This is a genomic window from Streptomyces sp. 3MP-14 (assembly GCF_006334905.2).
Lineage (GTDB): Bacteria > Actinomycetota > Actinomycetes > Streptomycetales > Streptomycetaceae > Streptomyces > Streptomyces triticirhizae.
Genome location: NZ_VDLZ02000001.1, coordinates 1 through 22,224, shown reverse-complemented (window position 1 = coordinate 22,224; position 22,224 = coordinate 1). Strand labels below are relative to the sequence as shown.

At 75.2% G+C, this 22,224-nt stretch carries 12 protein-coding genes and 1 pseudogene; 8 read left to right on the top strand and 5 right to left on the bottom strand.

All coding sequences use genetic code 11. From position 1 onward, the window contains the following. Complete coding sequence (locus FH609_RS00065) at positions 1 to 2,157, bottom strand: UvrD-helicase domain-containing protein (RefSeq protein WP_226961332.1); 2,157 nt, start codon at positions 2,155 to 2,157, stop codon at positions 1 to 3. 293 nt (positions 2,158 to 2,450) lie between these two features. On the opposite strand from FH609_RS00065, the gene FH609_RS00060 reads away from it, so the two are divergent. Then, positions 2,451 to 2,705 carry a mycoredoxin gene (locus FH609_RS00060; protein WP_139665864.1) on the top strand — a complete coding sequence of 85 codons (255 nt, stop codon included), beginning with the start codon at positions 2,451 to 2,453 and terminating at the stop codon, positions 2,703 to 2,705. Between the two features lie 21 nt (positions 2,706 to 2,726). Here FH609_RS00060 and nudC read toward each other — a convergent pair whose 3' ends face one another. The 4 genes from nudC to FH609_RS00040 form a co-directional block, all read right to left on the bottom strand. Beyond that, positions 2,727 to 3,674: an NAD(+) diphosphatase gene (nudC, locus tag FH609_RS00055; protein ID WP_139665865.1), complete on the bottom strand. Its 948-nt coding sequence runs from the start codon at positions 3,672 to 3,674 to the stop codon at positions 2,727 to 2,729. Between the two features lie 10 nt (positions 3,675 to 3,684). After that, the gene (locus FH609_RS00050; RefSeq protein ID WP_139665866.1) at positions 3,685 to 7,149 is read right to left on the bottom strand and encodes an ATP-dependent DNA helicase; all 3,465 of its coding nucleotides are present in this window, start codon (positions 7,147 to 7,149) and stop codon (positions 3,685 to 3,687) included. A gap of 67 nt (positions 7,150 to 7,216) precedes the next feature. Continuing rightward, the gene (locus FH609_RS00045) at positions 7,217 to 10,510 is read right to left on the bottom strand and encodes an ATP-dependent helicase (protein WP_139665867.1); all 3,294 of its coding nucleotides are present in this window, start codon (positions 10,508 to 10,510) and stop codon (positions 7,217 to 7,219) included. A 135-nt stretch (positions 10,511 to 10,645) separates the two neighbouring features. After that, the gene (locus FH609_RS00040; RefSeq protein WP_405378819.1) at positions 10,646 to 11,008 is read right to left on the bottom strand and encodes an MGMT family protein; all 363 of its coding nucleotides are present in this window, start codon (positions 11,006 to 11,008) and stop codon (positions 10,646 to 10,648) included. Between the two features lie 113 nt (positions 11,009 to 11,121). Between FH609_RS00040 and FH609_RS00035 the strand changes: the two genes are divergently transcribed. The 7 genes and pseudogenes from FH609_RS00035 to FH609_RS00005 all read left to right on the top strand — a co-directional run bounded on the left by FH609_RS00035 (position 11,122) and on the right by FH609_RS00005 (position 22,037). After that, complete coding sequence (locus FH609_RS00035; RefSeq protein WP_139665869.1) at positions 11,122 to 13,800, top strand: lysylphosphatidylglycerol synthase transmembrane domain-containing protein; 2,679 nt, start codon at positions 11,122 to 11,124, stop codon at positions 13,798 to 13,800. Between the two features lie 93 nt (positions 13,801 to 13,893). Beyond that, entirely contained in the window at positions 13,894 to 14,295 is a 402-nt protein-coding gene (locus tag FH609_RS00030) for a TOBE domain-containing protein (RefSeq protein ID WP_139665870.1), read from the top strand. Between the two features lie 8 nt (positions 14,296 to 14,303). Beyond that, on the top strand, positions 14,304 to 15,137 hold the full coding sequence (modA, locus tag FH609_RS00025) for a molybdate ABC transporter substrate-binding protein (protein ID WP_226961278.1): 834 nt from the start codon (positions 14,304 to 14,306) through the stop codon (positions 15,135 to 15,137). 32 nt (positions 15,138 to 15,169) lie between these two features. Further along, a pseudogene (locus FH609_RS00020) lies at positions 15,170 to 15,952 on the top strand (ABC transporter permease); the annotation flags it as partial. A 1,118-nt stretch (positions 15,953 to 17,070) separates the two neighbouring features. Then, positions 17,071 to 18,669 carry an alpha/beta hydrolase gene (locus FH609_RS00015; RefSeq protein ID WP_139665871.1) on the top strand — a complete coding sequence of 533 codons (1,599 nt, stop codon included), beginning with the start codon at positions 17,071 to 17,073 and terminating at the stop codon, positions 18,667 to 18,669. Between the two features lie 90 nt (positions 18,670 to 18,759). After that, positions 18,760 to 20,400: an alpha/beta hydrolase gene (locus tag FH609_RS00010; protein ID WP_139665872.1), complete on the top strand. Its 1,641-nt coding sequence runs from the start codon at positions 18,760 to 18,762 to the stop codon at positions 20,398 to 20,400. An 8-nt stretch (positions 20,401 to 20,408) separates the two neighbouring features. Then, positions 20,409 to 22,037 carry an alpha/beta hydrolase gene (locus FH609_RS00005; protein WP_226961277.1) on the top strand — a complete coding sequence of 543 codons (1,629 nt, stop codon included), beginning with the start codon at positions 20,409 to 20,411 and terminating at the stop codon, positions 22,035 to 22,037. Positions 22,038 to 22,224 lie beyond the last annotated feature (187 nt).

Here is a 22,224-nt window from a genome sequence, read left to right as displayed (position 1 = left end):
CTATTTTTCGGGGTCCTCTTCGGAAGATTCCTCGGCCCGCTCCGGGAGTTGCTCTCCGGCGCAGAGCGCCAACACTTCGTCGCCGAACTGGCGCAGCTTGTGCGGGCCCACCCCGGAGATGCGAGACAACTCACGTTCGTCGCCCGGCGGCTGCTCGGCGATGGCCATCAGGGTGGCGTCGGTGAAGACGGCGTACGCCGGGCGCCCCAACTCCTGGGCGCGCGCCAGGCGCCACTCCCGCATCCGCTCGTACAGCTCCTCGTCCATGGTCGACGGGCAGTCGGCGCACCGCTTCAGCTTCAGCTCGGTGGCCTCCGTCAGCGTCCGGCCGCAGACCCGGCACGGCACCGGCCCGCGTGGCTTCCGCCCCCGCGCCGCGCCGCGCTCCACGCCCCCGGCGCCGCCGCGCCCCCGGGACCCGTCGGCCGAGGAGCCCGGGCGCAGCCCGTCCAGGAAGCGGCTCGGCCGGCGGCCGGCCCGGCCGCCAGGGGAACGGGCCAGCGCCCAGGACAGGCAGAGGTGGAACCTGGCCCGGGTGACGCCGACATAGAGCAGCCGACGCTCCTCCTCGACCTGCTCCGGGGTCTTGGCGTGGTTGATGGGCAGCATCCCGTCGGTGAGCCCGACGAGGAAGACCGCGTCCCACTCCAGGCCCTTCGCGGTGTGCAGGGAGGCCAGCGTGACGCCCTCGACCGTCGGCGCGTGCTGGGCGGCGGCCCGCTCGTCCAGCTCGGCGACGAAGTCCACCAGGGTGGCGCCGGGGCGGGCGCGTTGGAAGTCCTCGGCCAGCCGGACCAGCGCGCGCAGCGACTCCCAGCGGTCCCGCACCGCGCCCGAGCCGGCGGGCGGCTCCGGCGTCCAACCGGTGCTCGCCAGCACCGCGCCGGCCTCGGCGGCGAGGCCGTCGGCGCCGGCCAGGACCGCGTCGTTCCCCCCGGCGCGGGAGGCGCCGCGCAGGGCGAGGATCGCCTGGCGGATCTCCTGCCGGTCGAAGAACCGCTCGGCGCCCCGGAGTTGGTAGGGCACGCCGGCGTCGGCCAGGGCCTGCTCGTAGATCTCGGACTGGGCGTTGACCCGGTACAGGACGGCGATCTCGCTCGGCGGAACGCCGGCGCCGCCCTCGGCGGCCGGGGTCATCAGCTCCCTGATGCGGCGGGCCGTGGCCTCGGCCTCGGCCGGCTCGTCCGGGTGCTCGGCGAAGACCGGCTCGGGCCCCGGGGACCGCTGGGAGATCAGCTCAAGGCGGTGCTCGGCGGCGCGGCCCCTGGCCTGGGCGAGCAGCCCGTTGGCCAGATGGACGACCTGGGGCGAGGAGCGGTAGTCGCGCACCAGCTTGACCAGGGTGGCTTCGGGGTGGCGGGTGCGGAAGTTCAGCAGGTGGTCGGGGGTGGCGCCGGTGAAGGAGTAGATGGTCTGGCTGGCGTCGCCGACCACGCAGACGCTGTCCCGGTCCCCCAACCAGAGCTGGAGCAGGCGCTGTTGGAGGGGGCTGACGTCCTGGTACTCGTCGACGGTGAAGTGCTGGTACTGGCGGCGGACGGTGTCGGCGATGTCCTGCCGGTCGGTGAGGATGCCGACCGTCAGCAGCAGCACGTCCTCGAAGTCGATCAGGCCCCGGTCCTGCTTGAGCCGCTCGTAGGTGGCGTAGACCCTGCTGGTCTCGGCCGGGTCGCGCGGGGCGTCCCGGCCGGCCTTGACGACGGCCGCCGGGTAGTCCTCCGGGGTGGCCTGGGTGACCTTGGCCCACTCGATCTCGCCGAGCATGTCCCGCAGCTCGGCCCGCTCCAGCCGGATGCGGCAGCGCGCGCCGGCCTCGGCGACCAGCTGCTGCTTGCGCTCCAGCAGCCGGGGCGGCTCCCCGCCGATCGCCTTGGGCCAGAAGAACTGGAGCTGCCGCAGCGCCGCCGCGTGGAAGGTGCGGGTCTGCACCCCGCCCGCGCCCAGCTGCCGCAGCCGGCCGCGCATCTCGCCCGCCGCCCTGGCGGTGAAGGTGACGGCGAGCACCGTGTTCGGCTGGTAGACGCCGGCGCGCACGCCGTAGGCGATGCGGTGGGTGATGGCTCTGGTCTTGCCCGTGCCGGCGCCGGCGAGGACGCAGACCGGGCCGTGCAGGGTGGTCGCGACGGTGCGCTGCTCGGGGTCGAGCCCGTCGAGCACGGCGTCCGCCGAGTCAGGAACGGCCGGGAAGGCACCGTGCGGTAGCGTCCCCTGCGGGACGCCGGCCGCGTGACTCCCCGGCGGAGTGCTCCCGGGCAACGGGCTCTCCGGCGGGACGGCTGAGGCGTGCGGTGCTGAAGTCACCCCGCCATGCTGCCAGGTCCCACGGGGCGCGTGCGTCGGGTTGTCCACAGCCCGTGGAATTTGTCGCACCGCCGGGGACGTTCCCCCAGCACGCAGCGGAATCCCCGTGCGGTAACCGGACGTAGGTCATGTCGCGAAGGAGTCGGACGATGCCGGGCACAGTGACGATGTACAGCACGACCTGGTGCGGATACTGCCGTCGTTTGAAGAGTCAGATGGACCGCGAGGGCATCGCCTTCACCGAGGTCGACATCGAGCAGGACCCGTCGGCCGTCGCCCTGGTGGAGCGGGCCAACGACGGGAACCGGACCGTTCCGACCGTGGTCGTCACCGGCGAGGGCGGCACCGAGACGACCATGACCAACCCCTCGCTCAACCAGGTCAAGGAGGCCCTGGCCGCCTGAGGCCGCCGGGCGCCCCGCCGCTCACCAGATCGAGGTGACCAGCGGCTTGCCGTACCACTGCTCGACCAGCCGGGAGGCGATGGAGACGCCGGACGGGGCCAGCACCTCGCCGGACTCCATGGCCTCCCGCAGGTCGTCGCGGGAGAACCAGCGGGCCTCCTCGATCTCGTCGCCGTCCACCGTGACCTCGGTGCTGGTGGCGCGGGCGACGAAGCCGAGCATCAGGCTGGAGGGGAACGGCCAGGGCTGGCTCGCCTGGTAGCTGACCTCCCCGATGGTGACGCCGACCTCCTCGGCGACCTCCCTGATCACGGCCTGCTCGATCGACTCCCCCGGCTCGACGAAGCCCGCCAGCGTCGAGAACCGGCCCTTGGGCCAGTGCAGTTGGCGCCCCAGCAGGGCCCGGTCTTCGTCGTCGAGGACCAGCATGATCACGGCCGGGTCGGTGCGCGGGTAGTGCTCGGCGCCGCAGGCCGGGCAGCGGCGGATGTGGCCGGCCGCCGCGATCACGGTGCGCTCGCCGCAGCGGGAGCAGAACCGGTGCAGCCGCTGCCAGTTCTCCAGGGCCACCGCGTGCACCATCAGCTCGCTGTCGCGGTCCGAGAGCAGCGCCGCCGCCTCGCGCAGCCCGGCGGGGCGCGCGGCGGCGTCCATGCGCCCCGGGAGTGCGTCCTTCTGGAGCGCGAAGTACCGCACGCCCTCCTCGTCGGTGCCCAGGAAGTACCGGTGGGCCTCGGTGAGCGGGGCGTCGAAGGACGGCATCATCACCAGCTCGGTGCGGCCGTCCGGGGTCTCCTCGATCAGCGCCTGCCCGCCGGAGACCACGAAGACCCGGGTGCTCGGATGGCTCCAGGCGGCCCCCAGCCATGCCTCGTCCAGGCGGTGACCGGAGTCCCGGTCGATGCCTCCGGTGACGGTGAGAGGGATCGGCTGGACGACGCTGTCCTGGCTCGCCGGGGTGGTACTCATACCGGAAAGCCTAACCGGGATCGTTGGGCTCCCAGGAGTCCTCCCCCAGCAGCAGCCGCTCCAGGCCGCGCCGGCCGGGGAGCACGCTGGGCCGCACCAGCTCGCCGCTGCGCACATAGAGGAAGGCGGCGCTGACCTCACTCAACGGGAGCTGGTGGCGCTCGGCCCAGGCCAGCCGGTAGATGGCCAGCTGGAGCGGGTCGGCGTCCTGGCGGCGGGCGGTCTTCCAGTCGATGACCTCGAAGCGCGGGCCCGGCCGGCCCGGGGCGGGCGGCAGCCGGTAGACCGCGTCGATCCGGCCCCGGATCACCCGGCCGGCGAGCTGGAGCTGGAACGGGGCCTCGATCCGGTAGGGGCGGCGGCGGGCGTACGGGGTGCGCTGGAACGCCTCCTTGAGCGCGGCCAGTTCGCGTTCGTCGCGGATCTCGGCGTCCTCGTCGGGGTCGCCGCCGGGCAGCTCGTCGGGGCCGAGCAGGGGCAGCGGCAGCGTCTCGAAGCTGGACTGCACCCAGGCGTGGAACCGGGTGCCCCGGCGGGCCGCCGGCTGGGGCGGGCGGGGCATCGGCCGGGCCAGCTCGCGGGCGAAGCCCTCCGGGTCGGAGGCGAGCCGCTGGAGCTGGGTCGCGGTCAGCGACAGCGGCAGCCGCACCTCCCGCACCCCGGCCCTGGCCTGGCGCAGCTCCTCGGCGAGCACGGGGAGATCGCGGTCCCAGGAGGCCACGGTGCGCCGCTCCTCGGGCGTCAGGGCCTCGGGCGTCAGGGCCTCGGGGGCGGCGGGGTCTTCGGCCGGGTCTTCGGTGGGGTCTTCGGTGGGGTCTTCGGCGCGGTCTGCGGGGAACGCCCCCGCGCCGGCCGGCTCCCCGGACCGCGCGGGCGAACCCGCCCGGGGGGCCGTCCCGGCGGCGGGCTGCGCCGGGATGGCGGCGCCCTGACCGCCGTCGGCGGCGCGCCGGGCGGCCAGGTGGGACAGCACCGCGCGGGCCGCCACGCGGCGGCGGGCCAGCGCCGCCGGGTCGAGCGGCAGCGGCCAGGCCAGCTCGGCGGTCCTGGCGGCGGTCAACGCCGGGTTCTCCACGTCCTCCTCGGGCGGCTCCGCCCAGCGTTCGACCTCGCCGTGGCTCGGGTCGGCCTCGCAGTGCGCGCGCAGCGCGGCCAGGAAGCCGGAGGGGCCGCGCGGCTTCTTCTGGCTGGGGCCCCACCAGTGGCCCGAGCCCAGCAGCAGCCGGCGGGGCCGGGTGAACGCGACATAGCCGAGCCGCAGCTCCTCCAGCTCCAACTCCTCGGCGGTCCTGGCGCCGTACTCCTTCAGCCCGGCCGAGGTCCACTCAGGCGTGGGCGGCAGGGTGGCCGCGTCGCCGCGCAGCGGGTGCGGCAGCGTGCGGGGCTGGCGCAGCCAGGAGTCCCTGGCCCGGACGGCCGGGAAGACCCCGGCGCACAGCCCGGGCAGCGCGACCACGTCCCACTCCAGGCCCTTGGCCTTGTGCGCGGTGAGGACCTGGACCGCGTTCTCGCCGCTGGGCAGCGAGCCGTCCAGGCCACGGTCGAACTCCTCGGCCGCGCGCAGGAAGGCGAGGAACGCGGGGAGGGTGGCCTCCCCGCGCACCGCCGTGCCGGCGCGGCCGGCGGCGAAGCCGGCCGCCACGTCGAGGAAGGCGCCCAGGGTCTCCCGGCGGCGGGCGGCCAGGGCCTGCGGGGAGGCGGCCAGCTCCACCTCCAGGCCGGTGACGCCCAGCACCCGGTGCAGCACATCCATCAGCGGGTCGCCCAGCGAGCGGCGCAACTCCCGCAGCTCGGCGGCGAGATGGGCGAAGCGGACCCGGGCCTGGGCGGAGAACGGCAGCCGGTCGTCGGGCTCGCCGCCGCCCGGTTGGTCCCCGCCGGCGCCGACGAAGGTGTCGAGCGCGTCGGCGAGCGAGACCACCTCGGCCGGGTCGGTGCCGGCGACGGCGTCGGCCAGCCTGGCCAGGGCCGCCGCCTCGCCGTCGCCCTCGTCGGCGGCGGAGCGGCGCACCATCAGCCGGGCGCGGCGGCCCAGCAGCGCCAGGTCGCGCGGCCCGATCCGCCAGCGCGGGCCGGTGAGGAGCCGGACGAGGGGGGCGTTGGCCGTGGGGTCGGCGAGCACCTGGCAGACCGCGACCAGGTCGGCGACCTCGGGCAGGTGCAGCAGCCCGGACAGGCCGACCACCTCGACGGGCACCCGGCGGGCCACCAACTCGGCCTGGATCAGCGGGAAGTCGCCGGCGGTGCGGCAGAGCACGGCGATCTCGCCGGGCGGGGTGCCGGTGTTGACCAGGTGTGCGAGGGAGTCGGCCAGCCAGGTCAGCTCCTCGGCGTGGGTGGTCAACAGCGCGCAGCGGACCAGCCCGTCGCGTTCGGCGCCGCCGGCCGGGCGCAGCGGGCGGACCGCCGGGTGGCGGGCGCGCAGCGGGGCGGCCAGGTCGTTGGCCAGGGCGAGCAGCCGGCCGCCGCTGCGGCGGTTCTCCGTGAGGGTGAGCACGGTCGCGGGGCGGCCGGCGCGGTCGGCGAAGTGCTCGGGGAAGTCGTCCAGGTTGGCGACGGAGGCGCCGCGCCAGCCGTAGATGGCCTGGCAGGGGTCGCCGACGGCGGTCACCGGGTGGCCGGTGCCCTGGCCGAACAGACCGGCGAGCAGCATCCGTTGGGCGACCGAGGTGTCCTGGTACTCGTCGAGGAGCACCACCCCGAACTGCTCGCGCAGCAGCCGGCCGACCTCGGGGCGTTCGACGGCGAGCCGGGCGGCGAGGGCGATCTGGTCGCCGAAGTCCAGCAGGTCGCGGGCGCGCTTGCGGGCGCGGTACTCCTCGACCAGCTCGACGAGGGCCAGCCGGCCGGTGGCTGTCTGGGGCACCTGGCGGAGTGCGGCGTTGCTCAGGCGGGCGTTCGCCAGCTCCGCCAGCAGCTCGCCGTCGAAGGCGCGCAGCCGCTCGGGCGGCACGAGGTGTTCGGACAACTCGGCGTCCAGCGCGACCAGGTCGGCGACCAGGGTGGTGAACCCGGTGGCGGGGGGCTCGAAGTCGGCGGGCGCGCCCCGCAGCACCTCGGCCGCCAGCTGGTAACGGCCGGCGTCGGCCAGCAGCCGGGAGGAGGGCTCGATGCCGAGCCGCAGCCCGTGCTCGCTCAGCAGCCGGCCGGCGAACGCGTGGTAGGTCGAGATGGTGGGCTCGCCCGACTCGGAGGTGTCGATGCGGGCCCTCGCCAGCGCGGCGCGCACCCGCTCGGCCAGCTCGGCGGCGGCCTTGTTGGTGAACGTGAGGCCCAACACCCGCTCGGGCGCGACCTGTCCGGTGCCGGCGAGCCAGACGACGCGCGCCGCCATCACCGTGGTCTTGCCCGAGCCGGCGCCCGCGACCACGGCCTGGGGCACCGGGGGCGCGGTGACACAGGCCAGCTGCTCTGGGGTGAACGGGACGCCGAGCAACTCGGCGAGCTGCTCGGGACCGGTGAGTCGCGCGGGCACCCGAGTGAGGGTAGTCGCCGCCACCGACAACGGGCCGCGAGGCGGCCGAGCACACGAACGGCCCGGCTCACTCCACGGTCTGGCGGCCCTCGGGCCTGGCGGCGCAGGAACTCCGGAACGCGCAGGTGCCGCAGTGGTTTCCGGTGCGCGGGGTGAAGCGTTCGTCCAGGACCCGGCCGGCGGCCTCGGCGAGCAGTTCGCCGACCCAGTTCTCCGAGGCGCCGGTCAGCGGGTCCTGCCGCTGGACGGCGGGCAGTTCGTCGCCGCCGTCCCGGCGGGCGGCGCCCTGGCGGAGGTGGACGAGGGCGGCGCCGGCCGTCTCGGCGTCCGGTCCCGCGACCGACTCGTCGTGGCGGACGGCCAGTTGGTAGACGGCGAGCTGCGGGTGGCGGGCGACCTCGTCGGCGGTCGGCCGGCCCTTGCCGGTCTTGAAGTCGACGACATAGGCGCGGCCGTCGGCGTCCCGTTCCACCCGGTCCAGCACGCCCCTGATGCGGACCTCGTGCGGGCCGGCCGGCAGGGTGACCTCGAACTCGCGCTCGCTGGCGACCGGTTCGGCGCCGGACTCGGCGCGCAGCACATGCCAGCGCAGGAAGCGTTCCAACGCGGCCCTGGCCTCGGCCTGTTCGCGGCGGGACTGCCAGGGCGCCTCGAACGCGAGGGAGTCCCAGACCGACTCCAGGCGCGCCATCAGCACCGACAGGTCGGCCGGGCTGGTGCCCGAGGCGACCTCGTCGGCGAGGACATGGAGGACGTTGCCGAAGCCCTGCGCGGTGCTGGGGGGCGCGTCGGCGTGTGCTTCGCGCCCCAGGAACCACTGGAGGGAGCAGGTGTTGACCAGCTGGTCGAGGGCGCTGCCGGTCAGCGCGACGGGGCGCTCGGGGTCGCGCAGTGGCGCCTCGGAGCGCGTGGGCTCGCGCAGGCCCCACCAGCGCTCCGGGTGCGCGGCCGGGACCAGCGGATGGCCGTCGTCGTCGGCGAGCGCGGCCAGCCGGGCCAGCCGCTCGGCGGCGGCGGCGCGCAGCGCGGGCGAGGCGTCCTGGTCAACGGTGGTGGCGCGCAGCTCGGCGACGAGCGCGGTCAGCGACAGCGGGCGCGGCGGGCGGCTGCTGACCTCTTCGGGCTCGACGCCCAACTCGCCCAGGAACCGGGAGGGTTGCTCCCCGTCGTCGGTGCCGCGCACGGCGGTGACCACCAGCCGGTCGCGGGCGCGGGTGGCGGCCACATAGAACAGCCGGCGCTCCTCGGCGAGCAGCGCGGCAGGGCTGAGCGGCTCGGCGAGCCCGTCGCGGCCGATCCGGTCGGCCTCCAGCAGCGAGCCACGGCGCCGCAGGTCGGGCCAGCTGCCCTCCTGCACCCCGGCGACCACGACGAGGGACCACTCCAGGCCCTTGGCGCGGTGGGCGGTCATCAGCCGCACCGCGTCGGGCCGGGTGGGGCGCGCGCCCAGGGTGTCGGCCAGGATGTCGTGCGCCTCCAGCTCGGCCAGGAAGTTGAGCGCCCCCCGGCCGCCGATGCGCTCCTCCGCGCGCGCCGCCGCCTCGAAGAGGGCGCACACGGCGTCCAGGTCCCGGTCGGCGTTGCGGCCGGCGGCGCCGCCGCGCCGGGCGGCGCGCTCCAGCCGCCCCGGCCAGCCGGTGCCGTCCCACAGCAGCCACAGCGCCTCCTCGGCGGTGCCGCCGCCGGCCAGCGACTCCCGCGCCTTGCGCAGCAGTTGGCCCAGGCGCTGGGCGGCGCCGGCGTACGCCGGGTCGTGCGTGACCAGCCGCTCGGGCTCGGCCAGCGCGCGGGCGATCAGCACGTCGGACGGCGGGGGCGGGCCGCCGCCGGCCGCCCGTTCCTCCGCGCGCAGGGCGCGCCCGAGGCGGCGCAGGTCGGCGGCGTCCATGCCGCCCAGCGGTGAGGTGAGCAGCCGGGTCGCGGTCTCCGGATCGAGCGCGGCGTCGGCGCCGCCGGGGCCGGCCGCTCCCTCGGGGCCGGCCGCGCCCGCCTCGGCGACGACGCGCAGCGCGGTCAACAGCGGCGCGACCGCCGGCTCCTGGCGCAACGGAAGGTCGTCGCCGTCCACCTCCAGCGGGACGCCCGCCGAGGTCAGGGCGCGGCGCACGGCCGGGATGGTGTGCCGGCCGGCGCGCACCAGCACCGCCATCTCGCCCCAGGGCAGCCCGTCCTCAAGCCGGGCGCGGCGCAGCAGGTCGGCGATGTTCGCCAACTCGGCGCCCGCCGTCGGGTAGGTGAGGACCTGGACCGTGCCGCCCTCCCTGGTCGGCTCGGGCGTGCGGTGCCGGCGCACCGCATCGGCCGGCAGCCGGGAGAGCGGCATCCGCGCGGCAAGGGTCCTGGTCGCGGCGAGCAGCCCGGCGCCCGAGCGGCGCGCCACGCGCAGCGCCAGCACGGGCGCCGGCTCGCCCGCGCGGGTGCGGAAGGTGTCGGGGAAGCCGAGGATGCCGCCGAGGTCGGCGCCCCGGAAGGCGTAGATGGACTGGTCGGGGTCGCCGAAGACGGTGAGGTCGCGACCGTCGCCGGCCAGCGCCCGCAGCAGCGCGACCTGCGCCGGGTCGGTGTCCTGGTACTCGTCGACGAAGACCGCGTCGTAGCGGGCGGCGATGGCCCCGGCGTGCTCCGGCCGCTCGGCCAGCGCCACGGCCTCCCGCAGCAGCTCGGTGTAGTCGATGACGCCCTGCGCCTGGGTGACGTCCAGGTACTCGGCGAGGAACTCGGCGGCCACCGACCAGTCCTGGCGGCCGGTGCGGCGGGCGAACTCGCCCAGCGTCCCCGGGTCCAGGCCCAGCTCCCTGCTGCGCGCCAGCACGGCGCGCAGCTCGTCGGCGAAGCCGCGCGTGGTCAGGCAGGCCCGCAGCTCGGCCGGCCAGCGCGGGCCGCGCCCCGTCCGTTCCAACTCCTGGTGTCCGGCGAGCAGTTCACGCACGAACAGGTCCTGCTCAGGGCCGGACAGCAGGCGCAGCGGCTCGGCGAACAGCTCCCGGTCCTGGTGGGCGCGGACCAGCGCGTAGGCGAACGAGTGGAACGTCGTCGCCTGGGGCGCCCGGCCGCCCAGCTCGGCGGTGAGCCGGTCGCGCAGCTCCACGGCGGCCTTGCGGCTGAAGGTGAGGACCAGCAGCCGCTCGGGGTCGGCGCCGGCGCGCACCCGGCGGGCGACGGCGGCCACCAGGGTGGTCGTCTTCCCGGTGCCGGGGCCGGCGAGGACGAGCAGCGGACCGCCCGGGTGGTCAACCACGGCGCGCTGGCTGGCGTCCACAGCGGTGTCGCGTGCGTCGACGACCGGGGTGCGCACCAGTCGGTACGCTCCCGGGGCGGGCGGCGGCCGGTCAGTGGACGGGACGGAGAGGCTCACGTGCATCGCGGATTCTCGTGGAGGTTGGGGTCGACGGTACGCCAGTCGACGGGCGGGGCGCGGGGTTTCCGGTCGAGAACGGGCGCCGGCGAACCCCGGCCCGGCCCCCGGCGGGGCGCGCGCGGGCGCTCGGGCGCCGGCTCAGCGCGGGTCCGCCCAGCGCGCGCGGCGCAGGTCCACGCGGATGGTGCCGGAGTCCCAACCGGGGCGCAACGGCGTGCTCTCGGCGCGGTAGTGCTCCAGCGCGCGCCGCTCGTGCCCGGGCGCCGGGCGGCCGTCCGCGCGCACCACGCGCCACCACGGGACGGCGCCCCCGTAGCGGGACAGCACCGTGCCGACCTGGCGCGGCCCGCCCTCGGCCACCACGCCCGCGATGTCGCCGTAGGTGAGGACGCGCCCCTCGGGGATGCGTTCGACGACGGCGAGCACCGCGTCGGCGTGGTCGGACAGGCGGTGCGGCGGCTCGTTCGCCGGCGCTCGGGTGGCGGGCGTCATGCCGCCCATGGTGCCGTATGTCACGGAGCCCACCGCGCTGTCGGTGTCTCGTGCCAGTATCGTCCCCGTACGGGGGAGAGCTGGTCGAGAGCAGTCGCTCCAGCGCGAGATCGTTTCCAGGGATGCGGCCAGTGATACGGGGCGAGGAAGAACGGGCAGAGCGGGCGGACGAACGGCCGGACGAGGGGCCGCCGCCGCTTGAGGCGCTGGAGCGCGCCGATCCGACCAGGAGCGACCTGGTGGAGGTGGACGACCCGATCCTCACCGCCCGGGTGCACCGGCCGGCCGACCTGTTGCGCGCGTTGCTGGGGCTGTTGGCCATCGGGGTGCTGCTGGCGGTGGCCACGTTCGCCATCGGCACCACCGAGGGCATCGAACAGGACGTGGACAAGGGCTCCGAGCAGGCGCCCTCGCTGCTGATCGACTTCGCGGGCTTCGCCTCGGCCGTCGCAGTGCTGATCGTGCCCATGGCCTTCGCCATCGAACGGCTGATGCGCAGGGACGGGCTGCGGATCGCGGACGGGGTGCTGGCCGCCGTACTGGCGCACGGGGTGTCGCTCTCGTTCAGCCTGTGGGTGGCCAGGATGGCGCCGCAGTCCGTGCAGGACGCGCTGATCAGGGACGCGCCGGGCGGCAGCGGGCTGACCGAGCCGGTGCACGGCTATCTGGCGCCGGTGATCGCCTACGCCACGGCCGTCGGGATGACGCACCGGCCCGGCTGGCGGCTGGTCATGTGGTCGGTGGTGACGCTGGACGCGGTGGCGGTGCTGGTCGCCGGGTACACCACGCCGTTCTCCATCGCGGTCACCGTGCTGATCGGCTGGACCATCGCCTACGCCACGCTCTACGCCGTGGGCTCGCCCAACGTCCGCGCCACCGGGCAGCAGTTGCTCGCCGGGCTGCGGCACGTCGGCTTCCGCCCGGTCACCGCGCTGCGCGCGGAGGAGCCCACCCCGTCGGAGGACGGGGAGCGCGGCACGAACGAGCCGACCCGCCGCTATCTGGTGACGCTGGAGTCCGGGCCGCCGCTGGACGTGACGGTGGTGGACCGGCAGCAGCAGGCGCGGGGCTTCTTCTACCGGGCGTGGCGGCGGCTGGCGCTGCGCGGCATCACCCAGCGGCGGAGCCTCCCGTCGCTGCGTCAGGCGCTGGAGCAGGAGGCGTTGCTGGCGTACGCGGCGATCGCCGCCGGCGCCAACGCGCCCAAGCTGATCGCCACCTCGGAGCTGGGCCCCGACGCGGTGATGCTGGTCTACGAGCACATCCCGGGCCGCGACCTGGACTCGCTGCCGGACGACGAGATCACCGACGAGCTGATGGAGGCGACCTGGCGTCAGGTCACCGCGCTCCAGTCGCGCCGGATCGCGCACCGCAGGCTGGACGGCCGCGCGGTGCTGGTGGACCGGGCGGGCACCGTCTATCTGACCAGCCTGCGTGGCGGCGAGATCGCCGCGGGCGACCTGCTGCTGCGGATGGACGTGGCGCAGCTGCTGACCACGTTCGGACTGCGGGCCGGGGCCGAGCGCGCGGTGGCGGCGGCCGTGACGGTGCTCGGCCCCGACGCGGTGGCCGACAGCCTGCCGCTGCTCCAGCCCATCGCGCTCAGCCGCGCCACCCGGGCGACACTGCGGCAGCTGGCGAAGGAGCGCGCGCAGCGGGAGCGGCAGGCGGTGTTGGACGCCACCCGGGCCTACCGGGAGGCGCGCGGCAGCCTCCCGGAGAACGCGGACCGCAGGACGGTCAAGGCCGCCAAGCAGGCCGAGAAGCAGGTGATGGAGGAGGCCCTGGAGAACGCCAGGGAGCCCGACCTGTTGGCGCTGATCCGGCAACAGGTGCTGCTCATCCGGCCGCAGGCGCCGATAGAGCCCGCCCGGATCGAGCGGATCAGGCCGCGCACCCTGGTGAGCCTGATCGCGGCGGTCTTCGCCGGGTACTTCCTGATCAGCCAGCTGATCAACCCCGAGTTCCAGCGGGTCTGGGAGGACGCCAACTGGGGCTGGGTGATCGTCGCGGCCGGCTTCTCGGCGCTGACCTACTTCGCCGCCGCCATCAGCCTGTTGGGCTTCGTGCCCGAGAAGGTCAACTATCCGCGCACGGTGATGGCGCAGGTCGCGGGCTCCTTCGTGAAGCTGGTGGCGCCGGCGGCGATCGGCGGCGCGGCGCTCAACGCGCGCTTCCTGCAACGCCAGGGGCTGCGCCCGGGCCACGCGGTGGCCAGCGTGGGCGCCTCGCAGCTCTTCGGGCTCGGCAGCCATGTGCTGCTGCTGCTGACCTTCGGCTATCTCACCGGGACCGAGCACACGCCGAACCTCTCGCCGTCCCGCACGGTGATCGCCGGGCTGTTGACGGTGGCGGTCGCGGCGCTGATCGTGACGGCGGTGCCGACCCTGCGGAAGGCGATACTGGAGCGGGTGCGCAGCCTGTTCGCCGGCGTGGTGCCCCGGATGCTGGACGTGGTGCAGCGGCCGAAGAAGCTGCTGGCCGGCATCGGCGGGATGCTGCTGATGACGCTGGCGTTCGTGATGTGCCTGGACGCCTCGCTGCGGGCCTTCGGCTGGGAGCTGAGCTATCCGACGATCGCGGTGGTCTTCCTGGCGGGGAACGCACTGGGCTCGGCGGCGCCGACGCCCGGCGGCATCGGCGCGATCGAGTTCACGCTGAGCGCGGGGTTGACCGCGTTCGGCGTGCCGCCGCAGGTGGCGTTGGGCGCGGTGCTGCTGTTCCGGCTGATGACCTTCTGGCTGCCGGTGCTGCCGGGCTGGCTGGCGTTCACCCAACTCACCCGCAAGGAAGCGATCTAGCGGAGCCACCCGGAGAAGGCAGGCCCGCAACTGCGAGCCGCCGGGCCCGAACGCGCTTGTGAATGCCACCCGATTGGCCGTACTGTCCCGCACATGCGGTTCTACAGCATGGGGCGGGCGGCGCGGCTGCTCGGGGTGAGCCCGGACACGGTGCGGCGCTGGGCGGACAACGGCCGGCTGCCGACGCGGCGGGACGAGGCGGGCAAGCGGCAGGTGGCGGGCGAGGATCTCGCCGCGTTCGCCGTGGAGTTGGGCGCCGAGGGCGCGCCCGGCGGGGACCTGGGCGAGCCGTACACCAGCGCCCGCAACGCCTTCCCCGGGATCATCACCAAGGTCACCGTCGGCGATGTCGCCGCGCAGGTGGAGATCCAGGCCGGGCCGCACCGGCTGGTCTCGCTGCTGACCCGCGAGGCCGTCGAGGAGTTGGGCCTGGCCGTCGGCGAGGAGGCCGTCGCCCGGGTCAAGGCCACCAGCGTTCATGTCGACCGGATGTGAGGACCTGCGTGTTCCGTTCCCGTGCCGTTTTCCGTTCCCGTTCGCGCCTGGTGGCGCGGCCCCGGCGTGCGCTGGCCGGCGCGCTGCTGGTGCCGGCCGTCGTGCTCGGCCTCGCCGGCTGTGGCTCCGACGACGCGAACGACGCGTCGGGGGGCGGCGGCGCGGACGGCGGGTCCGAGGTGACCCTCACCGTGTTGGCCGCCGCCTCGCTGACCGACGTCTTCGAGGAGGCGGGCGCCGCCTACGAGGCGGAGAACCCGGGCACCACCCTGCGGTTCTCGTTCGCCGGCTCCCAGGAGCTGGTCGCCCAGCTCGACGGCGGCGCGCCCGCCGACGTGCTGGTCACCGCCGACACCGACACCATGGCGAGCGCGGCCGAACTGACCGGCGAGCCGTCGGTGATCGCCCGCAACGCGCTGACCATCGTCACCCCGCCCGACAACCCGGCCGGCGTGGACGGGTTGGCCGACCTCGCGGACCCGGAGCTGCGGCTGGTGCTGGCCGCGCCCGAGGTGCCGGCCGGCCGCTACGGCCAGGAGATCCTCGCGGCCGCCGGCGTGGCGGCCGAACCGGACTCGTTGGAGGCCAACGTCCGCGCGGTGCTGGGCAAGGTCCAGCTGGGCGAGGCCGACGCGGGCCTGGTCTATGTCACGGACGCCACCGTCGCCGGCGACGAGGTCCATGTGGTGCCCATCCCCGAGGACCAGAACGTCGTCGCCGAGTACCCGGCGGCAGCCCTGAACGACTCCGAACACCCCGACGAGGCGGCCGCGTTCGTGGCCTGGCTCAACGAGGAGGCCGCGCGGGGGCTGCTCGCCGAGGCGGGCTTCCTCGCTCCGTGAGGCTTCCCCGCTCCGTGACGCTTCCCCGCTCCGTGAAGGGCGCGCCTGGCCGGCGCCGGCCGCCCCTGACGCTGGCGCTTCCCGCGCTGGTCGCCGTCGGCTTCCTCGGCGTTCCGCTGCTGGGGGTGCTGGTCGACGCGCCGTGGGGCGAGCTGACGGAACGGCTGACCGAGCCGGCGATCACCGAGGCGCTGCGGCTCTCCCTGGTGGTCTCCGGCTGGGCGCTGCTGCTCTCCGTGCTGCTGGGGGTGCCGCTGGCCTGGCTGTTGGCGCGGACCGACTTCCGTGGGCGCACGCTGGTGCGCTGCCTGGTGCTCCTGCCGATGGTGCTGCCGCCGACGGTGGCGGGCGTGGCGCTGGCCCAGGGCTTCGGCCGGCGCGGGCTGCTGGGCGAGCACCTCGAACGGCTGGGCGTGACGCTGTCGTTCACCACGCCGGGCGCGGTGGTGGCGGCGACCTTCGTGGCCATGCCGTTCCTGGTGATCAGCCTGGAGGGCGCGCTCAACGGGATCGAGCCGCACTTCGAGGAGGCGGCCGCCACGATGGGCGCCGGGCCGCTGCGCACGCTGTGGCTGGTGACGCTGCCCCTGGTGCGCCCGGCGTTGGCGGCCGGGGCCGCGCTGTGTTGGGCGAGGGCGCTGGGCGAGTTCGGGGCGACGATCACGTTCGCGGGGAACCTGCCGGGCACGACGCAGACGCTACCGCTGAAGGTGTACCTGCTGCTCCAGGGCGACCCGGCCGGCGCCACGGCCGTCTCCCTGCTGCTGCTGTTCGTCGCGGGCGCGGTGCTGGTCGCGCTGCGGGGCCGCTGGGTCCCTGCCGGGGGCTGAGGGAGCTGCGACGGCCCGGGGGGCCGCGCAGTGCGCTGGCGCGGTGCGCTGGCGCGCGGCCCGACGTGGGATCGGCCCTGCGGACCGGGGTGGAACCGCCAACGGCGGCGGTTGCCCCTCCGGGCCGGGCCGGTGCGCAAAGCGCTGGCGCGGGACCGGCCCTGCGGGGCGGGGCGTGAGCGGCTGACGCCGGCCGTCAGCCCTGCGGGGCGGTGCGCTGGCGCGCGGCCCGGCGCGGGATCGGCCCTGCGGACCGGGGGGTGAACGGCTGACGCCGGCGGTTGGCTCTGCGGCCGGGGTGCCACAGCCATGAGCCGTCGCCTCGCCAAGTCGCTGGCCCAGCGGAGTAGTTCGACCAGGAACCGGCTCCGCGTAAAGTCGGCGCCTGCCCGGCCGGAAGCGCAACCGCCGGGCCCAGCCAAGCCGCCCCACATCCGCAACGGGCACCGCACGAAGCCGTGCCTCGGCCGAAGGCCAACCCCCGGACCGCCTGTTCGGAGACCGCACCGGCTGCGCCATCGCAACGACGTCCCGCCCGGCGAGGGTCGACCCCTGTCGCCGGACCAAGCGGCCCCCGCGTCCGCGACCGGCTCCGCGTAAAGTCACGCCCCCGCCCCAGCGGGGCCACCCCGCCCCGCCCAGCCGGACGCTCAACCAGCACCACCCAACCAAGCGCCCCCACCCGCGACCGGCCCGACACAAAGCCACACCCCGGCCAAAGGCCGAACTCGCCCCGCTCAGCCGTACAGCCGCACAGCACCCCGAGCAACGGACGCACCCCGGCCGAAGGCCAACCCCGCCGTGTCCGACGGGAACCACACCGGCCCCGCCACCCCGGTGAAGTCCCACCCTCGGCCGGAGGCCAACCCACCCGCACCACCCCAACCCCCGTCCCGGCGAAGCCGCCCCGCCGGAGGCCAACCCACCCGCACCACCCCAACCCCCGTCCCGGCGGAGCCGCCCGGCCCCCCGGGCCGGGGGCGGGCTCCGGGAAGCCCGGCCGGCAAGGCCGCCGGTCACTCGGATGACTCCCGCCCGCTCGCGGCCCCGCCGCGTCCGCGTCGACCATGGAGCGGTCGGAGCCAACCGATGGGAGCCGCCTGATGACCCGAGCCCGCCTGCTCGTTCCCGCGCTGCTGACCGCCGGCGCGCTGGTGGGCGGCTGCGCCGGCGCCTCCGCCGAGGCCGAGCGGCCGGCCGCCGCTCAGGACGGCGCGCGGGACACCGACGACCTGCCGGCCTCGTTCACCGGGCAGAAGCTCGACTGGGCGACCTGCCCGGCGCCCGACAGCTCCCAGGGCGACGACACCACCACGCCCAGCCCGTTGCCCGACGGCGCCGACTGGGAGTGCGCCACCCTGACCGCGCCGCTGGACTACACCGACCCCGAGGGCGACACCATCGAGCTGGCCATGGTGCGGGCGCGCAGCGAGGCGCGGGGGGACGACCGGATCGGCTCGCTGTTCTTCAACTTCGGCGGCCCCGGCGGTTCCGGCGTGGTGACGCTGCCGGCGTTCGGCCAGGACTACGCCGAACTCCGCGAGTCCTTCGACCTGGTGAGCTTCGACCCGCGCGGCGTCGGCGACAGCGAGGGCGTGCGGTGCCTGCCGGACGAGGAGTTGGACGAGTTCTTCGCGTCCGACCTGTTCCCGAACGACCGCGCCGAGGAGCGGGAGTACGAGGACCGGCTGGCGGAGTTCTCGCGCGGCTGCGAGGAGCGCTCAGAGGACCTGCTGCCGCACCTGACCACCACCGCGACCGCCCGCGACCTGGACCTGATGCGGGAGGTGCTGGGCGACGACCGGCTGTACTACTTCGGCGTCTCCTACGGCACCGAGCTGGGCGGGGTCTACGCGCACCTCTTCCCGCGCCGCGTCGGCCGGGCCGTGTTCGACGCCGTGGTCGACCCGTCGGGCGGCACCGAGGAGGGCGCCAGGGGGCAGGCGTCGGGCTTCCAACTCGCCCTGGAGAACTACCTGGAGCAGTGCGCCGAACGGGACGACTGCCCGCTGGGCGGCGACGAGGACGAGGCGGAGGAACGGCTGTCGGGGCTGCTGGAGCGGCTGCGCGAGGAGCCGTTGCCGACCAGGGACCCGGACGACCGCAGGCTCACCGAGGCGCTGGCGTACAACGGGATCGCCCAGTCGCTGTACTCGGAGGACTTCTGGCCCTATCTGACGCAGGGCCTGTCCGACGCACTCGACGAGGAGGACCCCGACGGCACCGTGCTGCTGGCCCTCGGGGACGCGATGAACGGCCGCAATCCAGACGGGAGTTACACCACGCTCCAGTCCTCGTTGACGGCGATCAGCTGCGCCGACTCCAACCGCCGCTACGAAGCGGGCGATGTGCGGGACGCGCTCGGCGAGTTCGAGGACTCCTCGGCGATCTTCGGCCCGCCGATGGCCTGGTCCCTGCTGACCTGCGCGCACTGGCCGGTGGACGGCGCAGCCGAGCACCCGGACGTGTCGGCCGACGGCGCGGAGCCGATCCTGCTGATCGGCACCACCGGCGACCCGGCCACGCCCTACGAGGGGACCGCGCGGATGGCGGAGGCGCTCGGCGACGACGTGGCCGTGGAGCTGACCTACGAGGGCGAGGGCCACGGCGCCTACAACGGCGGCAACTCCTGTGTGCGGGACGCCACCAACGCCTATCTGATCGACGGTGAGGTGCCCGACGACGGCACCACCTGCGACTGACCTGGGCGTGGAGCGGGCCCCTCGGGCCGGGTAGCCTCCAGGGAGGGGCCGGCGCGACGCGGCCCGGAGCACGAGGGGGTTCGTTCGCGCATGACTCGGGGTGGCATACGCGGCGCCGCACCGCTGGCCCTGGCGCTGGTGCTGCTGGTCGGCGGCTGTTCCGGCTCCTCGGGAACGGAGGAGCCGTGGAGCCCGCCCGGCACCACCGACGCCGCGCCCTCCCCGGAGCAGGAGGAGGACCCGGCGAACCCGGCGGACCCGGCCGACCCCGCGAACGCTGAACTCCCGCCGCTGCCCGAGCGTTTCACCGGGCAGACGCTCGACTGGTCCGAGTGCCCCGCGCCCTCCCCCCTCCAGGGCGCGGGCCGGCCGCCGGGCGATCCCTGGCGCTGCGCCTCGTTGACCGTTCCCCTGGACTACGCCGAGCCCGAGGGCGAGACCATCGACCTGGCGCTGATCAGGGCGCCGGCCACGGAACGGGACGAGCGGATCGGCTCGCTGGTGTTCAACTTCGGCGGGCCCGGCGGCTCGGGCGTCGCCTCGCTGCCGCGTTCCGCCGAGCGCTACGCGGAGTTGGGCGAGCGCTTCGACCTGGTGAGCTTCGACCCGCGCGGGGTCGGCGAGTCGGCCGGCGTGGTCTGCCGGGACGACGAGGCGATCGACGCCGCCGCCCAGGACGCGACGGGCCCGCCGCGCACGCCCGAGGAGGAGCGCGAGTTCCTCGCCGCCAACCGCGACTACGCGATCGCCTGCACCGAGCGCAACGGCGAGCTGCTGGGGCAGGTCGGCACGGTGAACGCGGCCCGCGACCTGGACCTGCTGCGGCAGGTGCTGGGCGAGGAGCGGCTGCACTACTTCGGCGTCTCCTACGGCACCAAGCTGGGCGCGGTCTACGCGCACCTGTTCCCCGACCGGGTCGGCCGCACCGTGCTGGACGCGGTGGTGGACCCGACCAGGGACCAGGTGGAGCGGCTGCTGCTCCAGACCGAGGGCTTCCAACTCGCCCTGGACAACTACCTGGAGGACTGTGGCCGCGCGCCCGACTGCCCGGTGGGCGGCGCCGGCGCGGAGGGCAACGCGGCGCTGGTCGAGCTGTTCGAGGCGGCCCGCGATGAGCCGCTGCCCACCGAGTCGGGCCGCCGGCTCACCCAGGACCTCGCGGTCACCGGGGTGCTGGCCAGCCTCTACTCCCGGGCCTCCTGGGACTATCTGACCGAGGCGCTGCGCGAGGCGCGCGAGGAGGGCCGGGGCGACCTGCTGCTGCGGGCCGCCGAGCAGTACAACGGGCGGGACGCCGAGGGCCGTTACCGCAACCTCAGCTCCGCCAACACCGCCGTCAACTGCGCCGACTTCGCCTCCCGGCCCACCCTGGAGACCGTCCACGAGCAGGTGGACACCTTTGTCGACGCCTCCCCGGTCTTCGGCGAGCACCTGGTGTGGGGCCTGCTGTCCTGCGTCAACTGGCCGGTCAACGGGGAGCGCGACCAGCCCAGCGTCGAGGCCGAGGGCGCCGGGCCCATCCTGCTGCTGGCCACCACGGGCGACCCGGCCACGCCCCGGATCGGCGCCGAACGGATGCGGCACGCGCTGGGCCCGGGCGTCGGGGTGCTGCTGACCTACGAGGGCGAGGGGCATGGCGCGTTCAGCGGCGGCGACCCCTGCGTGACGGCGGCGGTGGCCGCCCATCTCCTGGACGGGGACCCGCCGGGCGACGGTACCGTGTGCTCCTGATGAGACATATGCGGACACACATATCCCGGGCGGTGGCCGCGACGGCGCTGCTCGCGCTCACCGCCGCCTGCACCTCGGGGGGTTCGGACCGCCCCGGGGAACGTTCCGGGGACCGGTCGTCCGAGCCGGCCGCCGGCTACCAGGGCCTCCCCGACGAGCTGGGCCGGCAGAGCCCGGAGTGGGTCGAGTGCCCGGCGCCGTCCGCCAGCCAGGACCCGCTGGCCACCGCGCCGCCCGAGGGCCTCGACGACGGCACCGGCTGGGAGTGCGCCGACCTCACCGTCCCCCTCGACTACGACGAGCCCGAGGGGGAGACCATCGAGCTGGCCCTGCTGCGGGCCGTCTCCCCCGCCTCGGACGAGGAGCGGCTCGGCTCCCTGGTCTTCAACTTCGGCGGCCCCGGCGGCTCCGGCGTCGCCACGCTGCCCCAGACCGGCGAGAGCTTCGACGCGCTGCGGCAGGGCGGCTGGGACCTGGTGAGCTTCGACCCGCGCGGCGTCGGCGAGAGCGAGGGCGTGGTCTGCCTGAGCGATGCGGAACGCGACGCCGCCACCCAGGAGTTGGGCTCCCCGCCGGACACCGCCGAGGAGCGGCGGATCGCGGAGCGGCAGGAGGAGGAGTTCGTGGACGCCTGCGTCGCCAACTCCGGCGACCTGCTGCCCCATGTCTCCACGGCCAACGCGGCCCGCGACCTGGACCTGATGCGGCATGTGCTGGGCGACGAGCGGCTGAACTACTTCGGCATCTCCTACGGCACCCAGCTGGGCGCGACCTACGCGAACCTCTTCCCCGACCGGGTCGGCCGCACCGTGCTGGACGCGGTCGTCGACCCCAGCGACGATCCCGTTCAGCAGGGCCTGTTGGACGCCCAGGGCTTCCAGCGGGCGCTCGACCACTATCTGGAAGACTGCGTCCAGCAGCCGGACTGCCCGGCGGGCGAGACGCCGGCCGAGGGCAGCCGCTGGATCAGCCAGTTCCTCGCCGAACTGGAGGAGGAGCCGTTGCCCACCCGCCAGGACCCGGCCGGCCGGGAGCTGACGGCCGTCCTCGCCTACACCGGCATCGCCTCCACCCTCTACTCGGAGGAGAGCTGGCAGTACCTCACCCAGGGCCTGGCCGAGGCCCGGGACGAGGGAACCGGCGATCTGCTGCTGTTGCTCAACGACATCTACAGCGGCCGCGATCCGGTCAGCGGCGCCTACTCCACCCAGGAGCCCTCGTTCACCGCGATCCGCTGCGCCGACCGGCCCGGCGGGATGAGCGAGGAGGAGGCGCTGGCGCACGAGGCGGAGTTCGTCGAGGCGTCCGAGGTGTTCGGGCCCTACATGGTATGGTCGCTGGCCGGCTGCGCCGAGGACTGGCCGGTGACGGAGGCCGCCGACCCGCCGGACTACGACGCGACCGGCGCGGCCGAGCCGCTGCTGCTCCTGGCCACCACGGGCGACCCGGCCACCCCGATCGAGGGCGCCGAGCGGATGCGGGAGGCCATGGGCGGCGGCGAGGTGGCGCCGCTGCTGCGCTGGGACGGCGAGGGCCACGGCGCCTACCTCAGCGAGGACCCGTGCGTGCTGGACGCGGTCAACTCCTGGCTGCTGGACGGCGAGATCCCCGCCGACGACACCAACTGCCCGGCCTGAGCGGCGCGTTCGCCCGGCCCGGGCCGGCACGTCGAAGGCCCCGGCCTCCCGCGCGGCGGGCTTGGGTTCAAGGGGTCGTCGCAACACCACTTGGTTTCAGGTGGTGAGTAGATCACGTAGACGCTCGGCTGGGGTATCCCAGCCGAGCGTCTTGCGTGGGCGGCCGTTGAGTTCCTGGGCGACGTGT

Excerpts from the sequence above, each read along its gene's own strand:
- FH609_RS00060 (WP_139665864.1), top strand. The coding sequence starts at position 2,451 with ATGCCGGGCACAGTGACGATGTACAGCACGACCTGGTGCGGATACTGC.
- FH609_RS00005 (WP_226961277.1), top strand. The coding sequence starts at position 20,409 with ATGCGGACACACATATCCCGGGCGGTGGCCGCGACGGCGCTGCTCGCG.
- FH609_RS00045 (WP_139665867.1), bottom strand. The coding sequence starts at position 10,510 with ATGCACGTGAGCCTCTCCGTCCCGTCCACTGACCGGCCGCCGCCCGCC.
- FH609_RS00010 (WP_139665872.1), top strand. The coding sequence starts at position 18,760 with ATGACTCGGGGTGGCATACGCGGCGCCGCACCGCTGGCCCTGGCGCTG.
- FH609_RS00035 (WP_139665869.1), top strand. The coding sequence starts at position 11,122 with ATGCGGCCAGTGATACGGGGCGAGGAAGAACGGGCAGAGCGGGCGGAC.
- FH609_RS00040 (WP_405378819.1), bottom strand. The coding sequence starts at position 11,008 with ATGGGCGGCATGACGCCCGCCACCCGAGCGCCGGCGAACGAGCCGCCG.
- nudC (WP_139665865.1), bottom strand. The coding sequence starts at position 3,674 with ATGAGTACCACCCCGGCGAGCCAGGACAGCGTCGTCCAGCCGATCCCT.
- FH609_RS00030 (WP_139665870.1), top strand. The coding sequence starts at position 13,894 with ATGCGGTTCTACAGCATGGGGCGGGCGGCGCGGCTGCTCGGGGTGAGC.
- FH609_RS00015 (WP_139665871.1), top strand. The coding sequence starts at position 17,071 with ATGACCCGAGCCCGCCTGCTCGTTCCCGCGCTGCTGACCGCCGGCGCG.